Below are 21,839 nucleotides of genomic sequence, written 5' to 3'. Positions count from 1 at the left end.
CGCGTAGCCGACCCGCGCACCCGCACGCGCCGGCCAAGCGCCTTCCCTTCTGGAGTCATGCCCTTTGTCCACGCAACAGTCCCCGCGATCAAGCACGAAAACCTGCCCTGTTCAGCACAATTCGCCGCTCGACGCCGACGGACCGCGGGTCGCGCTGTACACGGAGGCCTTCGCCGCCGACCCTCATCACGCCTACCGGGAGATGCGCCGCCGTTACGGTTCGCTCGTCCCGATCGAACTGGCGCCGAACGTGCCCGCGACTTTGGTCATCGGCTACTACACGGCGCTGCGAATCCTCAACGACCCGGTGCATTTTCCCGCGGATCCACGCACCTGGCAGCAGGGCGTCCCCGGCGAGTGCCCCATCCTGCCGATGATGGAGTGGCGACCGAACGCACTGCGCAACACGGGATTCGAGCACCAGCGCTACCGGCAGGTGAATGTCGCCGCTATCGAGGCGGTCGACCTGCACGCATTGCACGCGACCACCGAACACATCGCCGGTCCGCTGATCAACGCCTTCTGCCAGGACGGTGCGGCGGATCTGATCAGCCAGTACGCGTTCCCGCTCACCTTCGCGGTGCTCAACTCGCTGCTGGGTTGCCCGCCGGAGATCGGGCAGCAGGTGGCGATGGGCATGGCCGCCATCTTCGAGGGCGTCAACGCGGACAAGGGCAACGCGATGCTCGCCGACGCGCTGTTCGACCTGGTGCGGATGAAGCGGCGCGAGCCCGGCGACGACATCACCACCCGACTGCTGCGCCACCCGACGGGCCTCGACGACATGGAGATGATTCACCAGCTGGTCACCCTGTACGGGGCGGGGATCGAGCCGCAGCAGAACCTGATCGCCAATACCTTGCGGTTGATGCTCACCGACCGCAGGTTCGCGGGCGGGATCTTCGGCGGCAGCCTGTCCACCCGCGACGCGCTCGACGAGGTGCTGTTCGACGACCCGCCCGGCGCCAACTACTGCTTCAGCTACCCGAAGCAGCCCATCCTGATCGATGACGTGTGGCTGCCCGCCCACCAGCCGGTCGTGATCAGCATGGCCGCCTGCAACAACGATCCGGCGATCCACACCGGCGAGCACATCGACAGCCGGGCCCACCTGGCCTGGGGCGCCGGACCGCACTCCTGTCCCGCAAGATCCATGGCGTACCTGATCGCGCAGGACGCCATCGACCAACTACTCGACGCCCTGCCCGAGATACGGCTCGCGGTGGAGCCGGAAGAGCTGTCCTGGCGACCGGGTCCGTTCCACCGTGCCCTCGTGTCGTTGCCGGTCGTCTTCCCGGAATCTCCGCCGTTGCCAGGGTTCGGATAACCGGAAGGCGTTCCTGTCGGCGTCCGATGGGGGCTGATTGCGGCTCGCACCAGCTGCGCAACGACAAGCTCTGGCCCGCGGCGTCGGTGCACGCGTACTCTCCCCCGCTCCGGCCGGTCCGCGAATACCGTAGGCTGGCTGACTTCGCGGGAACGTCGGCGAGCGGAGTGGACGCACGATGAGTACAGGCGCCGAGGAGATGGTGACCAGGGCCAGGGCGCGGCTGGAGCGGGTGACGCCGGAGCAGGCCGCCGCGCTGCAGTCCCGGGGCGGCCTGATGGTGGACATCCGGCCGCACGCGAACCGCAGCGCCGAGGGTGAGATACCCGGCGCGGTCGTGGTGGAACGGATCGTCCTGGAGTGGCGCCTCGACCCGAACGGCGAACACCGACTGCCCGGCCTCACCGCCGACACACCGGTGGTGATCGTGTGCAACGAGGGCTACGCCTCCAGCCTCGCGGCCGCCGACGGGCAGCGCCTCGGGCTCCGTCGGGTGACCGACCTCGTCGGAGGGTTCCGGGCGTGGCGGGCGGCGGGTCTGCCGGTGGTTCCCGGCGGCAGCCCGGCCGTGCCGTAGCCGCCGTCAGTAGACGTACACCACCGCGTTCTCGCCGCCGCTGCACGTGACGAGCTGGCCTTCGGGCAGGCAGTTCATGGTGTAGGTGCGGCCGGTGACCGGGCTGGTCGCGACGACCGTGCGTGGCGCGTCACGAGTCGCGTTCTGCGCCTGGCCGAGCGCGGCATAAGCCCTGCGCACCTCTTCGGCGAACGCGCAGCTGGTCACGGGGGTGCCCGTCGCCGACTGGGTGAACGCCCCGGTGGCGGCCTGCCCCTGACCGCACGCCTTCGCACCCGCGGGCAACGTGACCTGGGACGGCTTCGCCGAGGTGGACGTGGCCGACGGCGCGGATGTGCGGCTCGGCGCCTGGGTGGTCGGCCGGGCCGCGGGCGCGGACGCCTCCGAGTGCGCGGCGGCGGAGGTCGTCTCGACCTGACCGCGGCCGAACGACTGCCACGCGATCGCGCCGCCGACGGTCAGCGCGACGATGGCGAAAACGGCCACCATGATGGGCAGCGCGATGGAGCGACCCTGACCAGACGCCGAGTAATCGGGCTGGTCGTAGTCGTCATAGCCGTAGTCCGGTTCCGCCCGGCCGAGTGGGTGGCCCGTGCGCGCGGGATAGTCGCCGTGCGGCGGGTAGTCGGTGCGAGCCGCGTGCCCGTCGTGCTCGGACGGCGCCAGGTACTGGGTCGGGGCCGAGTCCGGTTCCGGGAGGTAGCCGGACGTGCCGTGCGGCGGGACCGAGCCCGACGGGTGGGCCGGGTCCGAATACTGCGGGTAGTTCCCGAGCCCGGGATGCCCCTCGGCGAAGGCGTCGCCGGGAACCTGCGGGTAGGCCTGCGGCGTATCGGAATATTGCTGCGCGACAGCCGGTTCCGCGTATACCCGGGTGGAGTCCGGATCGGCATACGCGGAGTCGTCCGGCTGTCGCGCATACGCCGGATCGAAATTCCCCGATACGGCGGAATCGGCATAGCCCTGCCGATATCCGTCCACCGGCGCAGCGGGCTCCGGATACACCCGGGTGGAATCCGGATCGGCGTAAGCGGAGTCGTCGGGCTGTCGCGGATATGCGGGATCGAGAGGCGCGGCAGGCTCGGCGTAAGCCTGCGGATACACCTGGGGACCCGGCGCGGCGGGCTCCGGCGGCTGCGGGTACACCTGCGTGGGCGGCGCGGCGGGCTCCGGCGGCTGCGGGTACACCTGGGTCGGCGGAACGACGGGCTCCGGCTGCGGATATCCGGCGGCCTCCAGGTACGCCTGCGTCTCCGGATACAGGTGCGCGTCCGGGAAGGGGCGGATCGGAGGCAGTTCCACCTCCGGCGGGTGCTGCGCTCGCGGCGGCTCCGGCGCATCCGACGCTGGCAGCGGCGTGAAGTGGAACTCCGTCGGGCGGACAACGGTCGGCGCGCTCGGATGGATCACCGCGGGCAGCGACAGTTCACCGGTCGATTCCGGCGCGACCGCCTGCTGCGACCGATCGGGCGCGCGCACCACCAGCGTCGGCCCGGTCGGCGCCGAGGCAAGGGCGGCGCGGGCGGCCCTGGCCAGCGCGGTGGCGGTCGGGTAGCGGTCGGCCGGATCCTTGGCCATACCGCGGTGCACCACCTCGTCCAACGCCGCGGGAATGCCACTGGCCTGCGCGCTCGGCCGCGGCGGCGGATCGGACATGTGCGACTTGATCAGCACATTCATGCTGGCCGCCGGGAACGGCGTCGCTCCGGTCAGGCACTCGTGCAGCACACAGGCCAGCGAGTAGACATCGGCGCGGCCGGTCACCGGACCGACGTCGAAGCGTTCCGGCGCCATGTAGATATAGGAGCCGACGGCCATACCGACCAGCGTCACCGCGCTGTCGCCTTCGGTGTGCGCGATGCCGAAATCGGCGAGGTACGCGAAATCCGCGTCGGTGACCAGGATGTTCGCCGGTTTCACGTCGCGATGCACCAGATTGTTCGCATGCGCGGCGTCCAGGGCCGAGGCGATCTGCTCGATGATGCCGACGGCGCGAGCCGGACTCAGCGGCCCCTTGCTGCGCAACAGGGTCCGCAGGTCGACGCCCCGCACCAGCCGCATGTCGATGAACAGCACCCCGTCGATCACGCCCCAGTCGTGGATCGGGATGACGTGCGGTTCGGCCAGCCGCGCCGCGGCCTGCGATTCGCGGCGAAAACGCAGCTGGTACATCGGATCTTTGGCGAGTTCTTCGGAGAGCAGTTTGACCGCGACCACCCGGTCCTTGACCGTGTCGTACGCCTCGTATACCTCCCCCATTCCCCCCTTGCCCAGCAACGACCGCAGTTCGTACGGCCCGAACCGCGTGCCGGTTCTCGGCCCGGATTCCTGCACCCGTCATCCTCCGCATCCCGGGCAGGGATCACACACCGAGATCACGCGGTACGCGACCGGAGCCTGCCCGTCACAGAGTGGATTCTCCGGGTGCCACCACCCCGTGGTCAAACGCGAACACGATCGCCGCGGCCCGATCCCGCAGCTCGAGCTTGCCGAAGATGTGCCCCACATGACTTTTCACGGTCACTTCCGAGATACCGAGTTCCCGAGCGATTTCCGCGTTCACCCGGCCGCGCCCGATCAGTTCGAGCACCTCGTATTCGCGCGCGGTCAATTCCGACAGCCGCGCGTCGGTGCTGGTGCGCACCGGGCGGACGGTGCGGTAGGCCGACAGCACGCGGCCGGTCACGGCGGGATCGAGCCAGGCGCCGCCGCCCGCGACCATCCGCACCGCGCGGATGAGGTCCTCAGCGGGCGAGTCCTTGAGGATGAATCCGGCCGCGCCGGCGCGCAGCGCACCGGACAGCAGTTGGTCGTCGTCGAAGGTGGTGAGCACGAGCACCGGCGGAGCGCCGTCGCCGGCCCGCAGCATTCTGGTGGCGTCGATGCCGCCGACCCGTTTCATCCGCAGGTCCATCAGCACCACGTCGGGGCGGGCTGCCGCGACGGCGGCGGGCACCTCGTCGCCGTCGGCGCACTCGGCGACCACGAAGCCGTCGCGTCTGCGCAGGATGCGCCGCAGACCGCCGCGCACGAGTTCCTGGTCGTCGACCACGAGCACGGTCACGGCGTCCTCGCCGCCTGCGGGTGTCGGCACGCTCACGACCGCACCTCGCCCGCGCTCGGCTGCGGCACGCTCCCTGCTCGGTCGGCTCTCCGATACACAAGTCCTCCTCGCTGCCAGGCAGCGCGCGCTGCCGCGGACACGAATCGCCGACGCCTGCTCACGAACCCTCCCGTCCGGCCGGCGCCGCCCCCGGCAGCACCGAACACGAGAATCCGCCGCGGCCGGGTGCGAGCGGAATAGCCGCGCGCACCGACCAGTCGCGGCCGGACGGACCTGCCGTCATGCGACCGCCGAGCAGTTCGGCGCGCTGCCGCATCCCGGACAGGCCCATGCCGGCGCCGCGCTGGGCGGGCAGCCCGGCGGGCACCGTGTTGTCCACCGTGAGGGTCACCATGGTCGTGTCCACCGCGAGCCGGATCGTGGCGGAGGCGCCGTGCGCGTGTTTGACGACGTTGGCCAGCGACTCCTGCCCGATCCGGTACAGCGCGAGCCCGACCGCGGGTGACACCGCTCCGATATCGCCCGCGCGGTCGTACCGCACGTCCAGCCCGGCCCGCACGAAATCGCCGACCAGATCCTCGATGTCCTCCACACCCGGTTCCGGAACCTGCTTCCAGGGGCGCGCGTCGAGCAGGCCGACCGTGCGGCGGATGTCGGCCATCGCCTGTCTGCCGAGCCGCTCGGCGTCGGTCAGCGCCTCCACGGCTTCGTCCACGTCGCGGTCGGCCTCCAGGGCGTGCCTGGCGGCGGTGAGATGCAACAGCGTGACGCTCAGCGAGTGCGCGATCACGTCGTGCACTTCCCTGGCGATCCGGTGCCGTTCCTCGTCGGCGGCCTGCGCGGCGCGGATGTCCTGATATCCGCGCTCCTGGTAGAGGAAGCGGCGCTGGTATTGCAGCATCAGCCCGGCCATCCAGCCGAAGGCGATGCCAACCAGATAGGTCGGCAGACCCTCCGGCACATGGCCGATCACCGCGAAGGCGGCCAGTTGCAGCATCATCGCGATCGTGACCGGGATGCTCACCCGTTTCGGCGCGATCGCCGCGATCTCGCCCGCGGCGGCCACCAGCACGAACGGCGCGAAGTCGGCCTCGACCGGTTGGGCGAGGAACAACGCCTCCGCCGCCATGGCGAGCACGCCGAGCAGCAGCGGGCGCGGCAGCACGCCGAGCAACGCGTGCAACGGACCGAAGGCACAGGTCAGCAGGACCGCCACGATCGGAAGCAGGGTCGGGAAATAGCTGTGCCGCTGCACCGCGGCCGCGACCGCGACCGCGAAGACCGCGATGTCGACGCTGACGATCACCGACGGCGGGTAGTCGTACGGCAACTCCTCGACGCTACGCCGGAAGGCCGCGACCGGATCGCGCGCGAACTCGGAGCACCGCTGCCCGACGCGCCGGACCGAGGCCCGCACGCGGCCCGCGCGAGGCGTACCTGGCGGTGCTTCGGATACGCCGGTCGAACCCATTCTGTAAGGCTAGCCGCCGCATCGTGGCCGGTACATCGTCCCGCGAGCGGGACGCGGCTCCTACCGTGGTCGGAGACGCATTCGGGTCCCTGGCACGACGACAACAAGGTCGTCGCGTCCGTAGCGTTGGCGGTAGTTCACAGAGGAAGGCGATGGCCATGTCCTGGACGGATCAGCACGCTCGAACCGACATCGTGCACACCGTACTCACCCGCGCCGCGCTCGACCCGGCCGATCCAGACCTGTTCGCCGGGCTCCCCGGCCTGGATCGGCTGTTCGGCGGCGAAGAAGGGCTGCTGCTGGCGCTGCGCTACCGGTGGAATCTGCACTTCGCCGCGAAGCTCGACCAGGGATCGACGGCGATGGAGGCCTACTTGGAACTCGCGGCCGAGCAGCCGGTGCTGCGCGCGGTGCTCGACGCGCAGTATCGTCGCCGCAAACTCGCGTCGGAGGCCATGGCGCGGTAACGCGCGACGAGGAACGAAGAACTTTGATCGACCATACGGAGCGGGGGACGACGATGCCGGAACCGGCGATGCTGGAACTATCGGGCGTGACGAAGGAGTATCGGGTCGGCGGCCAAGCGGTCCGCGCTCTCGACGACGTCGCCTTGCGCATCGAGACAGGGGAATTCACTTCGATCATCGGACCGTCCGGTTCCGGCAAGAGCACGCTGTTGCATCTGCTCGGCGCGCTGGACAGTCCCGACGCGGGCTCGATCCGGTTCCGCGGCGAGGAGATCGGCGCGCTGGACGAGGAACAGCAATCGGAATTCCGGCGTCACCAGGTCGGTTTCGTGTTCCAGTTCTTCAACCTGCTGCCCACGCTCTCGGCTTGGGAGAACGTGGCGATACCCAAACTGCTGGACGGCACGGGTCTGCGCAAGGCGAAGCCGCGCGCCATGGAATTGCTCGACCGGGTGGGCCTGGCCGCGCGCGCCGAACATCGTCCGGCCGAACTGTCCGGCGGACAGATGCAGCGCGTGGCGGTGGCGCGGGCGCTGATCATGGATCCGCCGCTCATCCTGGCCGACGAGCCCACCGGCAATCTCGACTCCAAGACCGGCGCCTCCATCCTCGAATTGCTCGGGGAGATCGCCGGATCGGGCAGTTCGGTGGTGATGGTGACCCACGACATGGGCGCGGTGACCTACTGCGACCGCGTGATCACGCTGCGCGACGGCCGCATCGGGTCCAACGACAAGGTCGAGCGGACGGTCAACGCGTGAGCGGTCGGTGGAAGGTGATGGCGCGGGCGGGAAGGGGCACGGCATGATCGGCGCGGCGTGGGATCGCCTGCGGCTGTTCAATATCGGCGAACTGCTCGCCCATCGCGGCCGCACCTTCATGTCGCTGGTCGTGATGGGCGTCTCGGCGTCGCTGCTGGTGGCGGTGCTGAGCATCTCCGGCTCGGTCACCGGCTCGGTGGACAGACTGACCCGCGGCCTCGGCGGCAAGGCGCAACTGGAGGTCAGCGGGATCACCGACGCCGGCTTCGACCAGCAATTGCTGCGGCGGATCGCGACCACACCCGGCGTCGCGGTGGCGGTGCCGATGCTGCGCACGCAGATCGGCACCGGCGCCGACCGAGCGCTGCTGATCGGCGCCGACGCGAACATCGGCGCGCTCGGCAGCGAATTGACCACGCCGATGAGCGCTTTCACGGGGAAGCTGCTCTCGGTGCCCAATGGTGTGCTGGTCGGCTCCGGACTCGGCCGCGCCGAAGGCGAGCAGTTCACGCTGAGCGGCACGACGGTCACGGTCGCGGGCGTTCTGGACGCGGAGACGTCCGGGAAACTCAACGACGGTCACCTCGTCGCCGCTCCGCTCGGGCTCGCGCAGAAGATCACCGACCGGGCGGGGCGGCTGGATTCGGTGCAGATCATCCCCGCCGACGGCGCCGACCTCGGACAGGTGCGCGCGGCGCTCACCGACGTGGTGGACGGACGCGCGGTGGTGGCCGAGCCGAGTCTGCGCACCGCGCAGGCGGGCGGGGCGGTGCAGATCGTCCGCTACTCCACCACCATGGCGTCGGCCGCCGCGCTGATCGTCTCGGCGTTCCTCATCTACAACGCGATGAGCATGGCGATCGCCCAGCGCAGGCCGATGCTGTCGCTGCTGCGCGCGATCGGCGGCAGGCGCGGCCCGATGGTGCGCGACCTGCTGGCCGAGGCGGCGCTGCTCGGCGTGCTCGGCGGTGCGGTCGGGGCGGCCATCGGCGTGTTCATGGGCAGCGTCGCGATCGGCACGCTGCCCACCGCGATCGTGGAGTCCGTCGAGGCGCGCACCGAATACTCGGTGCCCTGGTATGTGATTCCGTTCGCCGTGGTGGCCTGCGTGTTCACCAGCGTGCTCGCGGCGTCGCTGGCCGCGCGCCAGGTGTACCGGGTGCGGCCCATCGAGGCGCTGGCCCCGGTCGGTGCGGCCGGGACCGACACGGCGAGCCCGCTGCTGCGCTGGCTGGCGGCCCTCGCGGGCGGCGGGCTGGCCGGGGCTGCGGTGCTGATCGCGAGCAGCGATCTGGGCCGCTATTCGCTGACCGCCATCTCGATGTCGTTCATCGCCGCGATCCTGATCTGCTTCGCCGCCACCGGCCCGATCGTGCGGGCCGCGGCGGGGATCGCGCGCTGGTTCCGCGCGCCCGGCGCACTCGGCGCGACCACGCTGGAACGCTCGCCGCGGCGCGTGTGGGCCACGGCGATGACGGTGATGATCGGCGTCGGGGCCACCGTCGGCATGAGCGGCGCGTCGAGCAACATGATCGACTCGGCCACCGTCACTTTCACCGATCTGGCCCGCAACGACGTCTACGTCAGCCCCGCCTCGATGGCGCAGTTCCCGACCGGGCCGCTGCTGCCCGCGGATCTGGCCGGCAAGCTGGCGGCGGTGCCCGGGGTCGCGCATCTGAGCCCGGCGCAGATGGCCTTCGCCACGCTCGGCGGCAGTCGCGTGATGCTGCAAGGGTTTCCGCCGGATGCCAGGGAGACGCGGATGCGCATGCTCACCGACGAGTCGGTCGCCCGGTTGTCGGCCGGGGAAGGCGTGGCGATCTCGCGCGACGTGGCGCGCTCGCTCGGCGTCGGCGCAGGCGCGGAACTGACCTTGCCGACCCCCACCGGCCCCCATACCGTGCGGGTCCTGCAGGTGATTCCGTATTTCTCCGCCATCGCCGGCGTGGTGATGATGGACTTGGACCTGATGCGCAGCTGGTACGAGCGGCCCGGCGAGACGGTCATCGCGCTCGACATCGCGCCCGGCGCCGATCGCGCGGCGGTGTTCGCGGCGATCCGGCAGGTGGTGCCGCCGGAACTGAACGTGGACACCGGCGCGGACACGGTGGTGGCCGCCTCGTCGAGCATCCGGCAGGGCATGGCGATGAGCAATTCCATTCTCTGGATCGTGGTGCTGGTCGCCACGGTCGCGTTGCTCAACACGTTGATGCTGTCGGTGCTGGAGCGGCGCAGGGAGATCGGCGTGCTGCGCGCCATGGGCACCGGGCCCAAGTTCCTGATGCGCTCGGTGCTCGCGGAGGCCGCGGGCATCGGCATCGTCGGTGCGGTGCTCGGTCTCGCGCTCGGCGCGTCGGTGCAGTTCCTGGCCACGGTCGCCCTCGGGCACGCCTTGACCATCGACGTCACCTACCGGCCGAGCCCGATGCTGCTGGTCTACGCCGCGGTCGCGCTGGTGCTCGCGTTGCTCGGGTCGATTCCGCCCGCGTTGCGCGCCGCCAGGATGCCCATCGTGGAGGCGCTGGCGGTCGACTGAGTTCGCCGGTTCACAGCGGCAGGTCGGCGAACCACGTCTTGAATTTCGCCGAGGTGATGCCGAATCCGGAGGTGGGCATGCTGTCGGTGAGGGTCACCGTGGCGAACAGCAGGTAGTTCGACCGGGCCGGGTCGTCGAAGCCGACGACGAGGTAGCCGTCCGGGAGTCCACCGGCCTTCTCCTGCCACCGGTAGGTCGAGTACGACTCGCCGTTGTTGCGTTCGGTGGCCGGCGTGTTCGGGGGCAGGTCCAGCACCGCGGCTCGCGCGTCGGCGGCCGACTTGAAGCCGATGAGGACGTAGTCGGGCTCGGCGATCGGGGTGCCCCAGCAGTTCCACGCCGTCGCCCAGTTCGGAAAATCGGGTACGCCGTTGGCGCTGGACACTTTGCTGCCCGGTTCGGCGGTGCCGAGGAAGCACGTCTTGCCGCCGTAGCCAGGTCCGGAACCGATGTTGTATTTGGTGTCCACGCCTTGCGGCAGCAATTTCGGGAACGCCTTGGCGAGTTTGTCCGCGTCGGACGGGCCGGAGGGCGCCTTGGTGGCGAGGTCCAGCGGCGACGCGGAATCGGAGAATCCGACCTTCGCCACGAAGATGCCGACGCCGACCAGCAACGCCACGATCACCAGGACGATCGTCACGATCAGGCCGGTGTTGGAGCGGCCTTGCGACGGATAACTCGGCTGCGGCGGATAACCGATCGGCGGGGCGGCGGAATGCGGCGGCGCCGCTGGGTAACCCGGCTGCGGAGCCGTCGCGGCATAGCCGCCGGACGCCGGGAACTGCTGGCCGCTCATCGGATTCGGGGCGTACTGCGGCGGCGCGGTGTAGCCGACGGCGGAGGGGTTGTAGGCCGGCGGGCTCGCCTCCGGCGCGGGATAGGACGGTTGCGCCAGGACGGTGGGCGCGGGCTGCGGTTGGTACTGCGCGGCCACCACGGTGGGAGCGGGTTCGGTGAGCGCTCGCCGTGCGGCCGAGGCGAATTCGGCGCAGGAGACGTAGCGGTCGTCAGGTCGCTTCGCCATGGCCTTGGCGATCACCGCGTCGAGCGCGGGTGACAGACCGGCGCGCACGGCCGCCACCGAGGGCGGCGGCAACTGGAGGTGGCCGCGGATGATGTCGGCCGGCGCGGGCGCGTCGAACGGGGCGACGCCGGTCAGCAACCAGTACAGCGCGCAGGCCAGCGAATACTGATCGGAGCGGTGGTCGAGGTGGGCCCCGGTCATCTGCTCGGGCGACGCGTAGGCCAGCGTCGCGGTGAACATGCCGGTCTGGGTCAGGTGGGTGGAATCCTCCCGCAGCCGGGCGATGCCGAAATCGGTGAGGAAGACCCGCTCGCCGTGGCCGCCCACCGCGCGGGCCAGCATGATGTTCGCCGGTTTGACGTCGCGGTGCAGCACCCCCATCCCGTGCGCGTAGTCCAGGGCCGACGCGACGCCCTCGATGATCTGCACGGCGCGCTCCGGCGGCAGGCTCTGCGGGTTCACCGTGGCCGCGTCCACGCCGTCGACGTACTGCATGGAGATCCACAGCTGCTCGTCCTCGGCGCCGCGGTCGTACACCGCGACGATGTTGGGATGATCCAGCTGTGCCGCGAGGTCCGCCTCCCGCTCGAAGCGGGCCCGGACCTCCACGTCGGTGAACAGCTCCCGGTTGAGCAGTTTGAGCGCGGTCTGCCGAGGAAGTCTGGGGTGACGGGCCAGATACACCGATCCCATTCCCCCCTGGCCGAGGAGCTTCTCTATGGTGAACCCGGCGAACACCGCACCGCTGTCGAGCAACACGCCCCCTTCAGGTGACCGCTTTCCTACCGATCCAGGAGCCTACCGGGTGACGCCGTGGCCACGTGGTTTCGAATTCTCCGGGAAGATCGGCAAAACTATGGTCGAGACATCGTGCCGTCGACGCCACCGCGCGCCGCGGTGATGTCTCCTGTCCGGTCACCGACCGGGCGGGCCCGATGAGATATTTTGCACCGCCGTTCTACAGCGCGACGCGTCACCGGTGGTGGGGAGGACTCGGTGGTGAGGTCGACGAGATCTGCTTCGACGTGTCGTTCTGCGCTACGCGCCGGAGCGATGGTGGTGCTGCTCACGCTGACCTCGTGCACTCTGCTTCCCGGTGATCGGCCGGATACCGATCCGCCCGCCGTGGTCGTCGACACCGCGGGAGCGTGGCGGCCACGGCTGGCCGTGTCCATGCCCGACTCCCTGGCCGCCGATTTCACCCAGTTGCAGCCGCAGCTGGGCGGACAGGTCGGCATGGCGATCATGCCGGTCGGCGGTGGCCGGATGACCGTCTTCGGCGACTGGGTCAGCGGCATCGCCTGGTCGACCATCAAGGTGCCGCTCGCGATCGCTGCGCTGCGCCACGACTCGCAGGAAGGCATCCTCCAAGAGGTGGAAGCCGCCATCACATGGTCGGACAACGACGCCGCCGAAGCGCTGTGGCAGTCGCTCGGCGACGGGCTGGAAGCGGCCAAGGCGGTGCAGGACGTGATCGACGAGGCGGGCGACGCCACGACCGGGGTGGCAGGCCCGCGCACCACGCTGGACTACACCTCCTTCGGCGGCACCGAATGGACGCTGGCCAATCAGGCCCGCTTCGCCTCCCGGCTGCCGTGCCTGCCCGAGTCGTACCAGGTCACCGAGCTGATGACGGAGATAACGCCCGAGCAGGCCTGGGGTCTCGGTGTGCTGGAGGGCACGGCGTTCAAGGGCGGATGGGGCCCCGACGACGAGACCGGCGTCTACACCGTCCGCCAGTTCGGCCTGGTGCCGGTGCGCTCGGGCATGATCGCCGTCGCGCTGGCGGCGACGGCCGATTCCGGCAGCTTCGACGACTCCACCACCATCCTGAGCCGGATGGCGCGGATGCTCGGCCGTCACCTCGACGAACTGCGCGGCGGATCCTGCCCGCCGATGTGACTCAGCCCGGGGTGACCAGGCCGGTTTCGTAGGCCAGCACCACCGCCTGCGCCCGGTCGCGCAGATTCAGCTTCGAGAAAACCTTGGATACATGGGTTTTCACGGTCTGCTCGGCCACGAACAGCGTTTCGGCGATCTCGGAGTTCGACATGCCTTTCGCGATCAGCTCCAGCACTTCCCGCTCACGGGGAGTCAGCGCCGACAACTGCGGCGACGGCTTGGCGCGGGCCGCGCTGCGGCGGCGGGTGACGTCGGCGATGAGCCTGCGGGTGACCGTGGGCGCGAGCAGCGCCTGACCGTCGGCGACCACCCGCACCGCCCGGACCAGTTCCTCGGCGGGAGCGTCCTTGAGCAGGAACCCGCTGGCGCCGAGGCTCAGCGCCTCGTAGACGTAGTCATCGATGTCGAAGGTGGTCAGCATCAGCACGCGCACCGGCGGGTCGAACCCGGCCGCCAGGATGGCGCGGGCCGCGTCCAGCCCGTTCATCTCCGGCATGCGCACGTCCATCAGCACGACATCCGGGCGCAGCCGCTTCGCCTCGGCCACCGCGACCTTGCCGTCCGCCGCGTCGCCCACCACGCTGATATCCGGCTGCGCGGCCAGCAACGCTCCGAACCCCTGACGGACCATCGCCTGGTCGTCGGCGATCAACACCGTAATTGCCACCCGCTCACCCTAATTGCCCCCCACGACTGCGCGCTGTGCCCGTGCGCCCGGCCGACGCGGTGACACGCCGATCGGCCGGCGGCCCGGCGTCGAGGGCCGGAGGGGTTTCCCCGGTTCGGACGGTACCGGTCCCGATCTCGGCGTTCGCGACGCTCCAGGATGCGACGGAATCTCCGCACCGCTTCCTTGCGCGATTCGCCATCGGCGCCTTCCTCGTGTCCGCGCCGGTTGCCACGCCTGCGGGCAGAGGCGAGAGCGGCGGCACACCGCTCGGCCATCGCCGCCCATGGCTCCGATCGACGCCGCCGGTCATGCTGCTTCATCACCCGGCGGCAGCGCAGTCAGCGTGCTGGTTCGCCGTGCACTGCGGCAACGGCGGCATCGGCTTCCGGTGCGCCGAGCGGAAAGCGCGCGCGCACCCGGAAACCGCCGTCCGCGCGCGGCCCGGCCGTCACCTCGCCACCGACGGCCACCGCGCGCGCCTGCATGCCCGCGATGCCGTGGCCGCCGTTGCCGACCGCACGGGCCGGTGTTGCGCCCGGCGCGTTCTCGACTTCGAGCAGCAGCTCCGCGCCGCGGACGATGCGCACCTGGACCGGTGCGCCAGGAGCATGCCGGGAGGCATTGGACAGTGATTCCTGCACCACGCGGAACAAGGCGAGACCGGTGGTCTCCGGGATGGTGTCCAGGGCACCGTCGACGGTCCACTCGATACCTACGCCGGCCCGGCGCGCGCCCTCGAACAGGCCGATCACGTCGGCCGCCTTCGGCTGGGGCGCGTGCTCTGGCAACTGGCCGTCGCTGCGCAGCACGCCGAGCATGCCGCGGATCTCGTTGAGGGCCTCGCGTGCTGTGGCGCCGATGGACTCGAACTCGGCGCGCGCGGCCGGGGTGACGCCGTCCACCCGGTACGGCGCGGTCTGCGCCTGTACCACCACCAAGGACATGTGGTGTGCCACGACGTCGTGCAGATCGCGGGCGATGCGCGCCTTTTCCTCCAGGATCGCGCGGCGGGCCCGCTCGAGTTCGTTCTCCTCCTCCTGCCGCACCAGCTGCCGCCGCGACAGCGCCAGCCAGCGGACGAGCAGGCCGAACAGCACCAGCGCGGCCAGCGCGACAGGCCAGCCCCACGCGGCGTTGGCGAACGCGTCGCCTTCGCCGGGCATGGTGGTCGCGAACAGCAGGGCCGTCGCCGCCCATGCCACCGCCACGATCTGCCCCGGCGCGCGCAACGCCACCGCGAACAGCAGCGCGAGCAGGCACAGCACGTGCACGACCTGGAACGGCAGCTCGTTGCCCGGCTGGTGCGGGATCGCCAGCGCGATCACCAGCGCGGAGCCCGCCGAGATGGCCCAGCCCAACGCCGGGTTGATCCGCACCAGCAGCACCGGGAACGCGGCGAGGGCCGCGATGAACGGCTGCGCCGCGGCGGGCACCGCGTGGGTCAGGTGCAGGGTCGGCCAGGCCACTGTGTACCAGATCAGCGCGACCAGCACCGTGCCGAGGTCGAACCAGGTCCGCGCGTCCAGCCGTCGCGTCCAGTCGCGACTTTCTCGGTTCATGCCTATGACACTAGGAACTCGCAGATCACCGCCGCCTCATACCCACGGGTGATTTCCGCCCCGATACCCCGGTACGAGACCTCGCGGCGGCTCCCCCGGCGGCACGGCCCGCGAAACCTCCCCGGGCGTGAGGCGAGCGCGGGAAGCCGGTCCCTAACGTCGTCGCCATGAGCACACCGACCAGCGCCGGGCGCGAGACCCGGTTCGCATCGGCCGCAGGAGCCCGAAACCATTCCGCCGCTATCTCTTCCGTCACCGTGCAGACGCGCCGCTACGCCGCGCTCACCGCGACGGCGTTGACCGCCATGGCGGCCACGGTCTTCCTCTCCCCCGCCCCGCGGGCGGCCGCGGCGGCAGCGCCCATCGAGAGCCCGCAGGCGAGTGCCGCCGTCGCCGAACTGGCCGCGGGCGGCCCCGGCGCGCTCACCGCGATCCCGGCGGACTTCGCCGCGTCGTTCGGGTACCGGCCGAGCACGGTGGACGGCATGCTGGTCGATCCGGACGGCGACTGCTCGTCTCCGGTGACGCTGCCCGCCGAGTTCGACACCGCCTGCAAGGCTCACGACCTCGGCTACGACCTGCTGCGCTACGCCGACCGGCGCGGCGAACCCCTGGGCCCGTGGGCGCGCCAGGCCCTCGACGCGACGCTGGACCGGCAGATGCACCAGGCCTGCGCCGCCCGCGTGGATTCGTTCTCCCGCGCCCGCTGCGAGGCGATGGCATCGATCGCGAACACCGCCGTCGATCTGAACTCGCGACGGCAGGACTACGGCGCGCCGGTGGTGGAGCCGCTGTTCGGCGCCGTCGAGTCGGACTCGGGGCCGAGCCGGAAGCTGCTCGGTGTGCTCGCCGCCGGAATCACCGGTCTGGGTGCTGTTTTCGTCGTCCGCACCCGGCGGCGCGGCTCCGGACCCTCGGGTGTCGTGCCGCCTGCCCCCATCGCGGCGACGGTGCGGCGATGACGGGATTCCGCATCCGAACGCCACGAATCGGCACCACGCTCGGCATCGGGGTGGGCACGCTGGCGTCGTTGGCTCCGGGCCTGCTCCCTCGCACGCCCGGCGCGCAAGCCGTGCTGACCGGGCTCCTCGCGGCGCTGACGCTCGGTGCCGCAGGTGCACTGCGAATCCTTTTGCGGCGAAGCGGTTTCGACGTCGATCGTCGGCATGCGTGGCTGCGGCTGCCCTTGTCGATCGCGACATCGGTGTTGGTGGTGGGAGCCGCGGCGAACGCGGGACACTGGCAGAACCGGCTGCGCGCCGCGATGGGCACGCCGCCGATCGGCGCGGACTACTGGGTGCGGTGCGCGGTCGGCGCGGCGCTGATCGTCGGATTGCTCGCGGCGGCTACCCACTCGATCGCCTGGACGCGGCGGAAGCTGGGCTGGGCGCGAGGCGTCTCGCTGGCCGCCGTCGCGGCGGTGCTGCTGTATCTGGTCGGCGTGCCCGCGCTGGTCGGATGGCGGGAGACGGCGTACGCGCGGGCCAATGCCGAGCTGGATCCGGCTGTGGTACGGCCGGTTTCGCACAGCGGGTCGGGAACCGCCGAGTCGGCGGTGAGCTGGACGTCGCTGGGCGCCGAGGGACGCAAGTTCGTCAGCGACGCGTCGGTGCGCGCGGTGCGGGTGTACGTCGGGGTGGCCTCCGCACCCGACCTGGACAGCCGCGTCGCGCTGGCGATCGAGGAACTGGAACGCTCGGGCGGCTTCGCGCGCTCGCACCTGGTCGTCACGGTGCCCACCGGATCGGGCTGGATCGATGCGAACGCCGTGGCGGGCTTCGATCGGCGCTTCGACGGGGATGTGGCGCTGGTCGGGCTGCAATACTCCTATCTGCCGAGCTGGGCGACGTTCGTGTTCGGCAGGGACACGGCGGTGACCGCCGCGCGCACCTTGTTCACCGCCGTCGAACACCACATCCAAACCCTGCCACGCAAGCCGAAGCTCTACCTGTACGGGCAGAGTCTCGGTGCACTCGGCGGCAACGCCGTCTTCACCGACGACGCCGAGCAGGACGCCAGGACCTGCGCGGTCCTCTGGGCGGGCCCGCCCGCCAACCGGGTCAACCGCGGCGGCGCGACGGTGCTGGCCAACAGCTCGGATCCGGTGATCCACTGGTCGCTTTCCCAGCTGTGGCGCGCTCCCGACCTGACCGGCGCCCGCGTCGACGCCCCGGTTCCGCGGTGGCTTCCGGTGATCAGCTTCGCGCAGACCACCGCCGACCTGCTCGCCGCCCTGGACGCTCCGCCCGGCCACGGCCACCGCTACGGCCGGGATCAAGGGACACTGATGGGCTCGTGCTGAGCCGTTCGGCACGGCAGCCGCACTCGCATACGTAGAACATGTTCTAATTTCCTCATGGCCTTCGTCATCGACCTCGCCGCCGACATCGACGCTCCCGCCGACCTGGTGTGGCAGGTGATCACCGACTTCCCGCGCTACGGCGAGTGGAATCCGTTCGTCACCGAATGCCGCAGTTCGCTGGTGCCCGGCGAGCCGATCGACATGCTCGTCCGGCTCTCCGGCTCGAAGCCGCGCAAGCAGCGGGAATGGATCCGCTCGCACACCCCCGGCAGTGAGCTCGGCTACTCGATGAAACCGGTGCCCCTCGGCGCGCTGCACAGCCTGCGCTCGCACACCGTGACGCCGCTGCCGGACAACCGCACCCGCTACGAATCACACTTCGAACTCGGCGGATGGCTGCACCCAGTGGTCGTCGCCTTGCTCGGCAAGGATCTGCGCCGGGGTTTCGATGGCATGACCGACGGCATCCAGAAGCAGGCAGAATCGCTGCGCGCTTCGTGAAGGGCCGCCGTCCAGCCGTCCGACCGGACCGAGAAACTCGACGGGAAGCCGTTGTCCAATGCCCGTCTGGTCGAGTAGAACCCCCTGGGCTCAGGCCCGCAGATAGGCCAGCGCGGCGTCGAGCGCGGCGTCGGCATATTCCTCGGTGAGGCCACCGAGGCCGAGGGACCACCGCATCTGTACCGGGCCGAGCAGCAGATCGATGGCGAGCTCGAGATCCAGATCCGCGCGCAGTTCGCCCGCGGCGACGGCGGCGGCCAAGCGATCGGCGACGGCGGCGCGCTGGGGCAGCAGCAGACGCTCACGGTAGGCGGCGCCCAGCTCGGCGTCCTGCTGGATTTCGATGTACATCGCACGGAGGAAGGATTCGAAACCCGGATCGGTCAACGCGACGACCGAGCCGCGCAGCAACAGGCGCAGATCGGCGGCGATGTCGCCGGTATCGGGCAGGGCGGGGCCTTCCGGCCCCGAATCGGATTCGAGCATGGCGTCGAACACGACGGCGCCCTTCGACGGCCACCAGCGGTAGATCGTCTGTTTGCCGACGCCTGCGCGGGCCGCGATGGCCTCGATGCCCAATTTCGCGTAGGACACCTCGCGGATCAGCTCGGCGGTCGCGGCGAGTATCGCGGCACGGGCGCGCTCGCTGCGGCGCGCGGCGGTGGGAGTGTCGGCCATCCGGTCACGGTAGCAGACAACGAGACGATACGTCTCGTCTTGACAACGAGCGAACGGCTTGGCACGGTATCCGGCGAGACGCAGCGTCTCGCGACGAAAGGATCACCCATGACCAGAACGTGGTTCATCACCGGCGCCGGCCGCGGCCTCGGCCGCGCCTTCACCACGGCCGCGCTCGCCGAGGGCGATCGTGTCGTCGCGACCGCGCGCAATCCGCAATCGCTCGCGGATATCGCCGACGACCGCCTGACCGTGCTGCCTTTGGACGTGCGCGACCACGCGAGCGTGAACGCCACCGTGGACAAGGCGTTCGCGCTGATGGGCACGATCGATGTGATCGTGAACAACGCGGGCTACGGCTTGGTCGGCGCCGTGGAAGAACTGACCGAGACGCAGATCCGCGACCAGATGGACACCAATTTCTTCGGGGCCCTATGGGTTTCCCGAGCCGCGCTGCCCCATCTGCGCGAGCAGGGCTCGGGACACATCGTGCAGATCTCCACGGTCGGGGCCGTGGGCAGCCTCCCCCTGTTCGGCCTGTACAACGCGAGCAAATGGGCCCTGGAGGGATTCAGCGCCTCGCTCGCGGACGAAGTGCGCCCCTTCGGCATCCGGGTCACGCTCGCGCAGATGGGCGGCTTCGACACCGACTGGGCCAAGTCGAGCATGCGATTCGCCACCGGCATCCCCGCCTACGCGGAGTTGCGCGACGCCGTCCTCGGTATGCCGGACTACCCCGCCGAGGCGACTTCCACGACCGGAACGGAGTCGACCGAAGCGGAGCCGGGGAACACACCGAACGAGCCCCCCGCCGAGTCCGAGTGGGTCGAAGCACCGCCCGAGGTCGGCGCCGCGGGCCTGATCGAGTTGGTGAACATGCCCGACCCGCCGCTGCGCAAGATCATCGGGCCCGGCGCGCACCAGATGGTCGCCCTCGCGTTGGATCAACGCCGCGGCGACTACGCCAGGGACCCCGAATTCACCTGGCCCGCCTGATCACTCGCACAGCCGCTCGGCCCCGCGCAGGCGGGAAGCCGAGCGGCTCGGCGAGGAAGCGCCGTCAGGCGATGGGACCGCGGGCGGCCTCGTAGGCCGCGCCCACCCGGTAGAGGCGATCGTCGGCGAGGGCGGGAGCCATGATCTGCAGGCCGACGGGCATGCCGTCGTCCTCGCTCAGACCGGACGGGACCGACATGGCGGGGTGACCGGCCAGGTTGGTCGGCAGGGTGCACAGGTCCGACAGGTACATGGCCAGCGGATCGTCGACCTTCTCGCCCAGCTTCCACGGCGTGAACGGGCTCGTCGGCGAGACGAGCACGTCGACCTGCTCGTAGGCGTTGTCGAAGTCGCGGGCGATCAGCGTGCGCACCTTCAGCGCCTGGCCGTAGTAGGCGTCGTAGTAGCCGGCCGACAGCGCGTAGGTGCCGATCATGATGCGCCGCTTGACCTCGGGGCCGAACCCGGCCGCGCGGGTGGCCGCCATGACCTGCTCGGCGCTGTGCTGCCCGTCGTCGGCGACGCGCAGGCCGTAGCGCATGGCGTCGAACCGCGCGAGGTTCGAGGACACCTCCGACGGCATCACCAGGTAGTAGGACGACAGCGCGTATTCGAAGTGCGGGCAGGACACCTCCACCACTTCCGCGCCGAGATCCTTCAGCACCGCCACGGCGGCGTCGAAGGAGGCCAGCACGCCCGGCTGATAGCTGTCGGAGTGCAGTTCCTTCACCACGCCGATCTTGACCCCGCGCAGATCGCCCTGCGCCCCGGCGCGCGCGGCGGCCACCACCGGCGGCACCGGCACGTCGCGGGAGGTGGAGTCGCGCGGGTCGTATCCGGCGATCACCTCGTGCAGCAGCGCGGTGTCCAGCACGGTTCGACCGCATGGACCGCCCTGGTCCAGCGACGACGCGCACGCGACCAGGCCGTAGCGCGACACCGTGCCGTAGGTGGGCTTGGTGCCGACGGTGGCGGTGACGGCCGCCGGCTGGCGGATCGACCCGCCGGTGTCGGTGCCGATGGCCAGCGGGGCCTGATGCGAGGCCAGCGCCGCCGCCGAGCCGCCGCCCGAGCCGCCCGGGATGCGGGTGGTGTCCCACGGGTTGCGGGTGGGGCCGTAGGCGGAGTTCTCGGTGGAGGAGCCCATGGCGAACTCGTCCATGTTGGTCTTGCCGAGGATCGGGATGCCCGCCGCGCGCAACCGCGTGGTGAGCGTCGCGTCGTAGGGCGAGACCCAGCCCTCGAGGATCTTCGACGCACAGGTGGTCGGCATGTCCGTGGTGGTGAAGACGTCCTTGAGCGCCAACGGAACTCCGGCCAGCGGCGAGGCGGGCTCGGCGCCGGAGGCGAGCGCGGCGTCCACCGCTGCCGCGGCCTCCAGCGCCCGCTCGCCCGCGACGTGCAGGAAGGCGTGGTACTCCCCGTCGACCGCGGCGATCCGGTCCAGGTGCGCCTGGGTGACCTCGACCGAGGACAGTTCGCGGCCGTGGATCTTCGCGGCCAGCTCGGCCGCCGACAGCGCGGTCGGATCCGACCCACCCGTCGCCCGGCCGTCGCCATGCGATGCTGCGTTCATTCGCCCTCTCCCAGGATCTGCGGCACCATGAACCGCTGCTCGTCCACCGCGGGCGCGCCCGACAGCGCCTCCCGCGGGGTCAGGCCCGGCACCACCTCGTCGGGACGGGTCACATTGGTCGCCGGGTTCGGCGACGCCGTAGCCGGGACGTCGGCGGCGGCTACCTCGGAAATGGTCCGCACGTGGCTCAGGATCGAATCCAGCTGTCCGGCGAACTGATCCAGTTCCGCGTCGGACAGCGCGAGCCGGGACAGCCGGGCGAGGTGTGCGACCTCGTCGCGGGAGATGGCGGGCACCGCGGGACCCCTTTCGGCTTCGTTATCAACAGTGCTCAACCCACACAGCCTAGCCACCGGCGACCGGGTCACCGCCCGGCACCCGGGCTTCGTCGGCGCGGCGGGGGAACCGTCGCCCAGCAGGCCCCCGGC

Annotated in this window: 19 protein-coding genes; 10 read left to right on the top strand and 9 right to left on the bottom strand. The window is 70.6% G+C overall.

Going from position 1 to position 21,839, the window contains the following annotated elements; genetic code table 11:
- Positions 1-64: 64 nt before the first annotated feature.
- Both U3653_RS11620 and U3653_RS11615 read left to right on the top strand, forming a co-directional pair.
- Positions 65-1,327 carry a cytochrome P450 gene (locus U3653_RS11620; RefSeq protein WP_195078623.1) on the top strand — a complete coding sequence of 421 codons (1,263 nt, stop codon included), beginning with the start codon at positions 65-67 and terminating at the stop codon, positions 1,325-1,327.
- A 178-nt stretch (positions 1,328-1,505) separates the two neighbouring features.
- On the top strand, positions 1,506-1,904 hold the full coding sequence (locus tag U3653_RS11615) for a rhodanese-like domain-containing protein (protein ID WP_195078622.1): 399 nt from the start codon (positions 1,506-1,508) through the stop codon (positions 1,902-1,904).
- A gap of 6 nt (positions 1,905-1,910) precedes the next feature.
- Here the strand turns inward: U3653_RS11615 and U3653_RS33305 are convergent, their stop codons facing one another.
- The 3 genes from U3653_RS33305 to U3653_RS11600 form a co-directional block, all read right to left on the bottom strand.
- Positions 1,911-4,238 carry a serine/threonine-protein kinase gene (locus tag U3653_RS33305; protein ID WP_435406561.1) on the bottom strand — a complete coding sequence of 776 codons (2,328 nt, stop codon included), beginning with the start codon at positions 4,236-4,238 and terminating at the stop codon, positions 1,911-1,913.
- A gap of 70 nt (positions 4,239-4,308) precedes the next feature.
- On the bottom strand, positions 4,309-4,962 hold the full coding sequence (locus U3653_RS11605) for a response regulator (protein WP_195078914.1): 654 nt from the start codon (positions 4,960-4,962) through the stop codon (positions 4,309-4,311).
- A gap of 163 nt (positions 4,963-5,125) precedes the next feature.
- Positions 5,126-6,439 (bottom strand): sensor histidine kinase, encoded by a 1,314-nt coding sequence (locus U3653_RS11600; RefSeq protein WP_195078621.1) that lies wholly within the window; start codon positions 6,437-6,439, stop codon positions 5,126-5,128.
- Between the two features lie 158 nt (positions 6,440-6,597).
- On the opposite strand from U3653_RS11600, the gene U3653_RS11595 reads away from it, so the two are divergent.
- From U3653_RS11595 to U3653_RS11585, 3 genes are read left to right on the top strand one after another with little or no spacing between them, the layout of a single operon-like run.
- Positions 6,598-6,906 (top strand): hypothetical protein, encoded by a 309-nt coding sequence (locus U3653_RS11595; protein WP_195078620.1) that lies wholly within the window; start codon positions 6,598-6,600, stop codon positions 6,904-6,906.
- 53 nt (positions 6,907-6,959) lie between these two features.
- On the top strand, positions 6,960-7,667 hold the full coding sequence (locus tag U3653_RS11590; protein ID WP_195078913.1) for an ABC transporter ATP-binding protein: 708 nt from the start codon (positions 6,960-6,962) through the stop codon (positions 7,665-7,667).
- 43 nt (positions 7,668-7,710) lie between these two features.
- Positions 7,711-10,203: an FtsX-like permease family protein gene (locus U3653_RS11585; RefSeq protein ID WP_195078912.1), complete on the top strand. Its 2,493-nt coding sequence runs from the start codon at positions 7,711-7,713 to the stop codon at positions 10,201-10,203.
- 10 nt (positions 10,204-10,213) lie between these two features.
- Here the strand turns inward: U3653_RS11585 and U3653_RS11580 are convergent, their stop codons facing one another.
- Complete coding sequence (locus U3653_RS11580) at positions 10,214-11,983, bottom strand: serine/threonine-protein kinase (protein WP_195078619.1); 1,770 nt, start codon at positions 11,981-11,983, stop codon at positions 10,214-10,216.
- A 297-nt stretch (positions 11,984-12,280) separates the two neighbouring features.
- On the opposite strand from U3653_RS11580, the gene U3653_RS11575 reads away from it, so the two are divergent.
- Entirely contained in the window at positions 12,281-13,129 is an 849-nt protein-coding gene (locus tag U3653_RS11575) for a serine hydrolase (RefSeq protein WP_323124192.1), read from the top strand.
- Between the two features lies 1 nt (position 13,130).
- Here U3653_RS11575 and U3653_RS11570 read toward each other — a convergent pair whose 3' ends face one another.
- Positions 13,131-13,796: a response regulator gene (locus U3653_RS11570; protein ID WP_039799687.1), complete on the bottom strand. Its 666-nt coding sequence runs from the start codon at positions 13,794-13,796 to the stop codon at positions 13,131-13,133.
- 341 nt (positions 13,797-14,137) lie between these two features.
- Positions 14,138-15,358, bottom strand: coding sequence for a sensor histidine kinase (locus U3653_RS11565; RefSeq protein ID WP_195078617.1), 1,221 nt, complete (start codon positions 15,356-15,358; stop codon positions 14,138-14,140).
- 167 nt (positions 15,359-15,525) lie between these two features.
- Between U3653_RS11565 and U3653_RS11560 the strand changes: the two genes are divergently transcribed.
- The 3 genes from U3653_RS11560 to U3653_RS11550 are packed head-to-tail and all read left to right on the top strand — an operon-like array spanning position 15,526 to position 18,161.
- Positions 15,526-16,320 carry a hypothetical protein gene (locus tag U3653_RS11560; protein ID WP_195078616.1) on the top strand — a complete coding sequence of 265 codons (795 nt, stop codon included), beginning with the start codon at positions 15,526-15,528 and terminating at the stop codon, positions 16,318-16,320.
- The gene (locus tag U3653_RS11555) at positions 16,317-17,660 is read left to right on the top strand and encodes an alpha/beta-hydrolase family protein (RefSeq protein WP_195078615.1); all 1,344 of its coding nucleotides are present in this window, start codon (positions 16,317-16,319) and stop codon (positions 17,658-17,660) included. The genes U3653_RS11560 and U3653_RS11555 overlap by 4 nt, the downstream gene beginning before the upstream one ends.
- Positions 17,661-17,714: 54 nt before the next feature.
- Positions 17,715-18,161: an SRPBCC family protein gene (locus U3653_RS11550; protein WP_195078614.1), complete on the top strand. Its 447-nt coding sequence runs from the start codon at positions 17,715-17,717 to the stop codon at positions 18,159-18,161.
- A gap of 90 nt (positions 18,162-18,251) precedes the next feature.
- Here the strand turns inward: U3653_RS11550 and U3653_RS11545 are convergent, their stop codons facing one another.
- Positions 18,252-18,839 carry a TetR/AcrR family transcriptional regulator gene (locus U3653_RS11545; RefSeq protein WP_195078613.1) on the bottom strand — a complete coding sequence of 196 codons (588 nt, stop codon included), beginning with the start codon at positions 18,837-18,839 and terminating at the stop codon, positions 18,252-18,254.
- Positions 18,840-18,947: 108 nt separating this feature from the next.
- On the opposite strand from U3653_RS11545, the gene U3653_RS11540 reads away from it, so the two are divergent.
- Positions 18,948-19,835, top strand: a complete 888-nt coding sequence (locus U3653_RS11540) for an SDR family NAD(P)-dependent oxidoreductase (RefSeq protein ID WP_195078612.1) — start codon at positions 18,948-18,950, stop codon at positions 19,833-19,835.
- Between the two features lie 64 nt (positions 19,836-19,899).
- Here U3653_RS11540 and gatA read toward each other — a convergent pair whose 3' ends face one another.
- Together gatA and gatC are read right to left on the bottom strand one after the other, a co-directional pair.
- Positions 19,900-21,411 (bottom strand): Asp-tRNA(Asn)/Glu-tRNA(Gln) amidotransferase subunit GatA, encoded by a 1,512-nt coding sequence (gene gatA, locus U3653_RS11535; protein ID WP_195078611.1) that lies wholly within the window; start codon positions 21,409-21,411, stop codon positions 19,900-19,902.
- Positions 21,408-21,707: an Asp-tRNA(Asn)/Glu-tRNA(Gln) amidotransferase subunit GatC gene (gene gatC / locus U3653_RS11530; protein ID WP_067797657.1), complete on the bottom strand. Its 300-nt coding sequence runs from the start codon at positions 21,705-21,707 to the stop codon at positions 21,408-21,410. The genes gatA and gatC overlap by 4 nt, the downstream gene beginning before the upstream one ends.
- Between the last annotated feature and the right edge of the window lie 132 nt (positions 21,708-21,839).

It is taken from the genome of Nocardia implantans, from assembly GCF_035544775.1.
Taxonomy (GTDB): domain Bacteria; phylum Actinomycetota; class Actinomycetes; order Mycobacteriales; family Mycobacteriaceae; genus Nocardia; species Nocardia implantans.
This window is presented reverse-complemented; position numbering and strand designations above follow the sequence as displayed.

What these genes read in the sequence shown, in the direction of transcription:
- U3653_RS11615 (WP_195078622.1), top strand. Translation starts at nt 1,506, where the DNA reads ATGAGTACAGGCGCCGAGGAGATGGTGACCAGGGCCAGGGCGCGGCTG.
- U3653_RS11600 (WP_195078621.1), bottom strand. Translation starts at nt 6,439, where the DNA reads ATGGGTTCGACCGGCGTATCCGAAGCACCGCCAGGTACGCCTCGCGCG.
- U3653_RS11595 (WP_195078620.1), top strand. Translation starts at nt 6,598, where the DNA reads ATGTCCTGGACGGATCAGCACGCTCGAACCGACATCGTGCACACCGTA.
- U3653_RS11590 (WP_195078913.1), top strand. Translation starts at nt 6,960, where the DNA reads ATGCCGGAACCGGCGATGCTGGAACTATCGGGCGTGACGAAGGAGTAT.
- U3653_RS11585 (WP_195078912.1), top strand. Translation starts at nt 7,711, where the DNA reads ATGATCGGCGCGGCGTGGGATCGCCTGCGGCTGTTCAATATCGGCGAA.
- U3653_RS11575 (WP_323124192.1), top strand. Translation starts at nt 12,281, where the DNA reads ATGGTGGTGCTGCTCACGCTGACCTCGTGCACTCTGCTTCCCGGTGAT.
- U3653_RS11565 (WP_195078617.1), bottom strand. Translation starts at nt 15,358, where the DNA reads ATGAACCGAGAAAGTCGCGACTGGACGCGACGGCTGGACGCGCGGACC.
- U3653_RS11560 (WP_195078616.1), top strand. Translation starts at nt 15,526, where the DNA reads ATGAGCACACCGACCAGCGCCGGGCGCGAGACCCGGTTCGCATCGGCC.
- U3653_RS11555 (WP_195078615.1), top strand. Translation starts at nt 16,317, where the DNA reads ATGACGGGATTCCGCATCCGAACGCCACGAATCGGCACCACGCTCGGC.
- U3653_RS11550 (WP_195078614.1), top strand. Translation starts at nt 17,715, where the DNA reads ATGGCCTTCGTCATCGACCTCGCCGCCGACATCGACGCTCCCGCCGAC.
- U3653_RS11545 (WP_195078613.1), bottom strand. Translation starts at nt 18,839, where the DNA reads ATGGCCGACACTCCCACCGCCGCGCGCCGCAGCGAGCGCGCCCGTGCC.
- U3653_RS11540 (WP_195078612.1), top strand. Translation starts at nt 18,948, where the DNA reads ATGACCAGAACGTGGTTCATCACCGGCGCCGGCCGCGGCCTCGGCCGC.
- gatA (WP_195078611.1), bottom strand. Translation starts at nt 21,411, where the DNA reads ATGAACGCAGCATCGCATGGCGACGGCCGGGCGACGGGTGGGTCGGAT.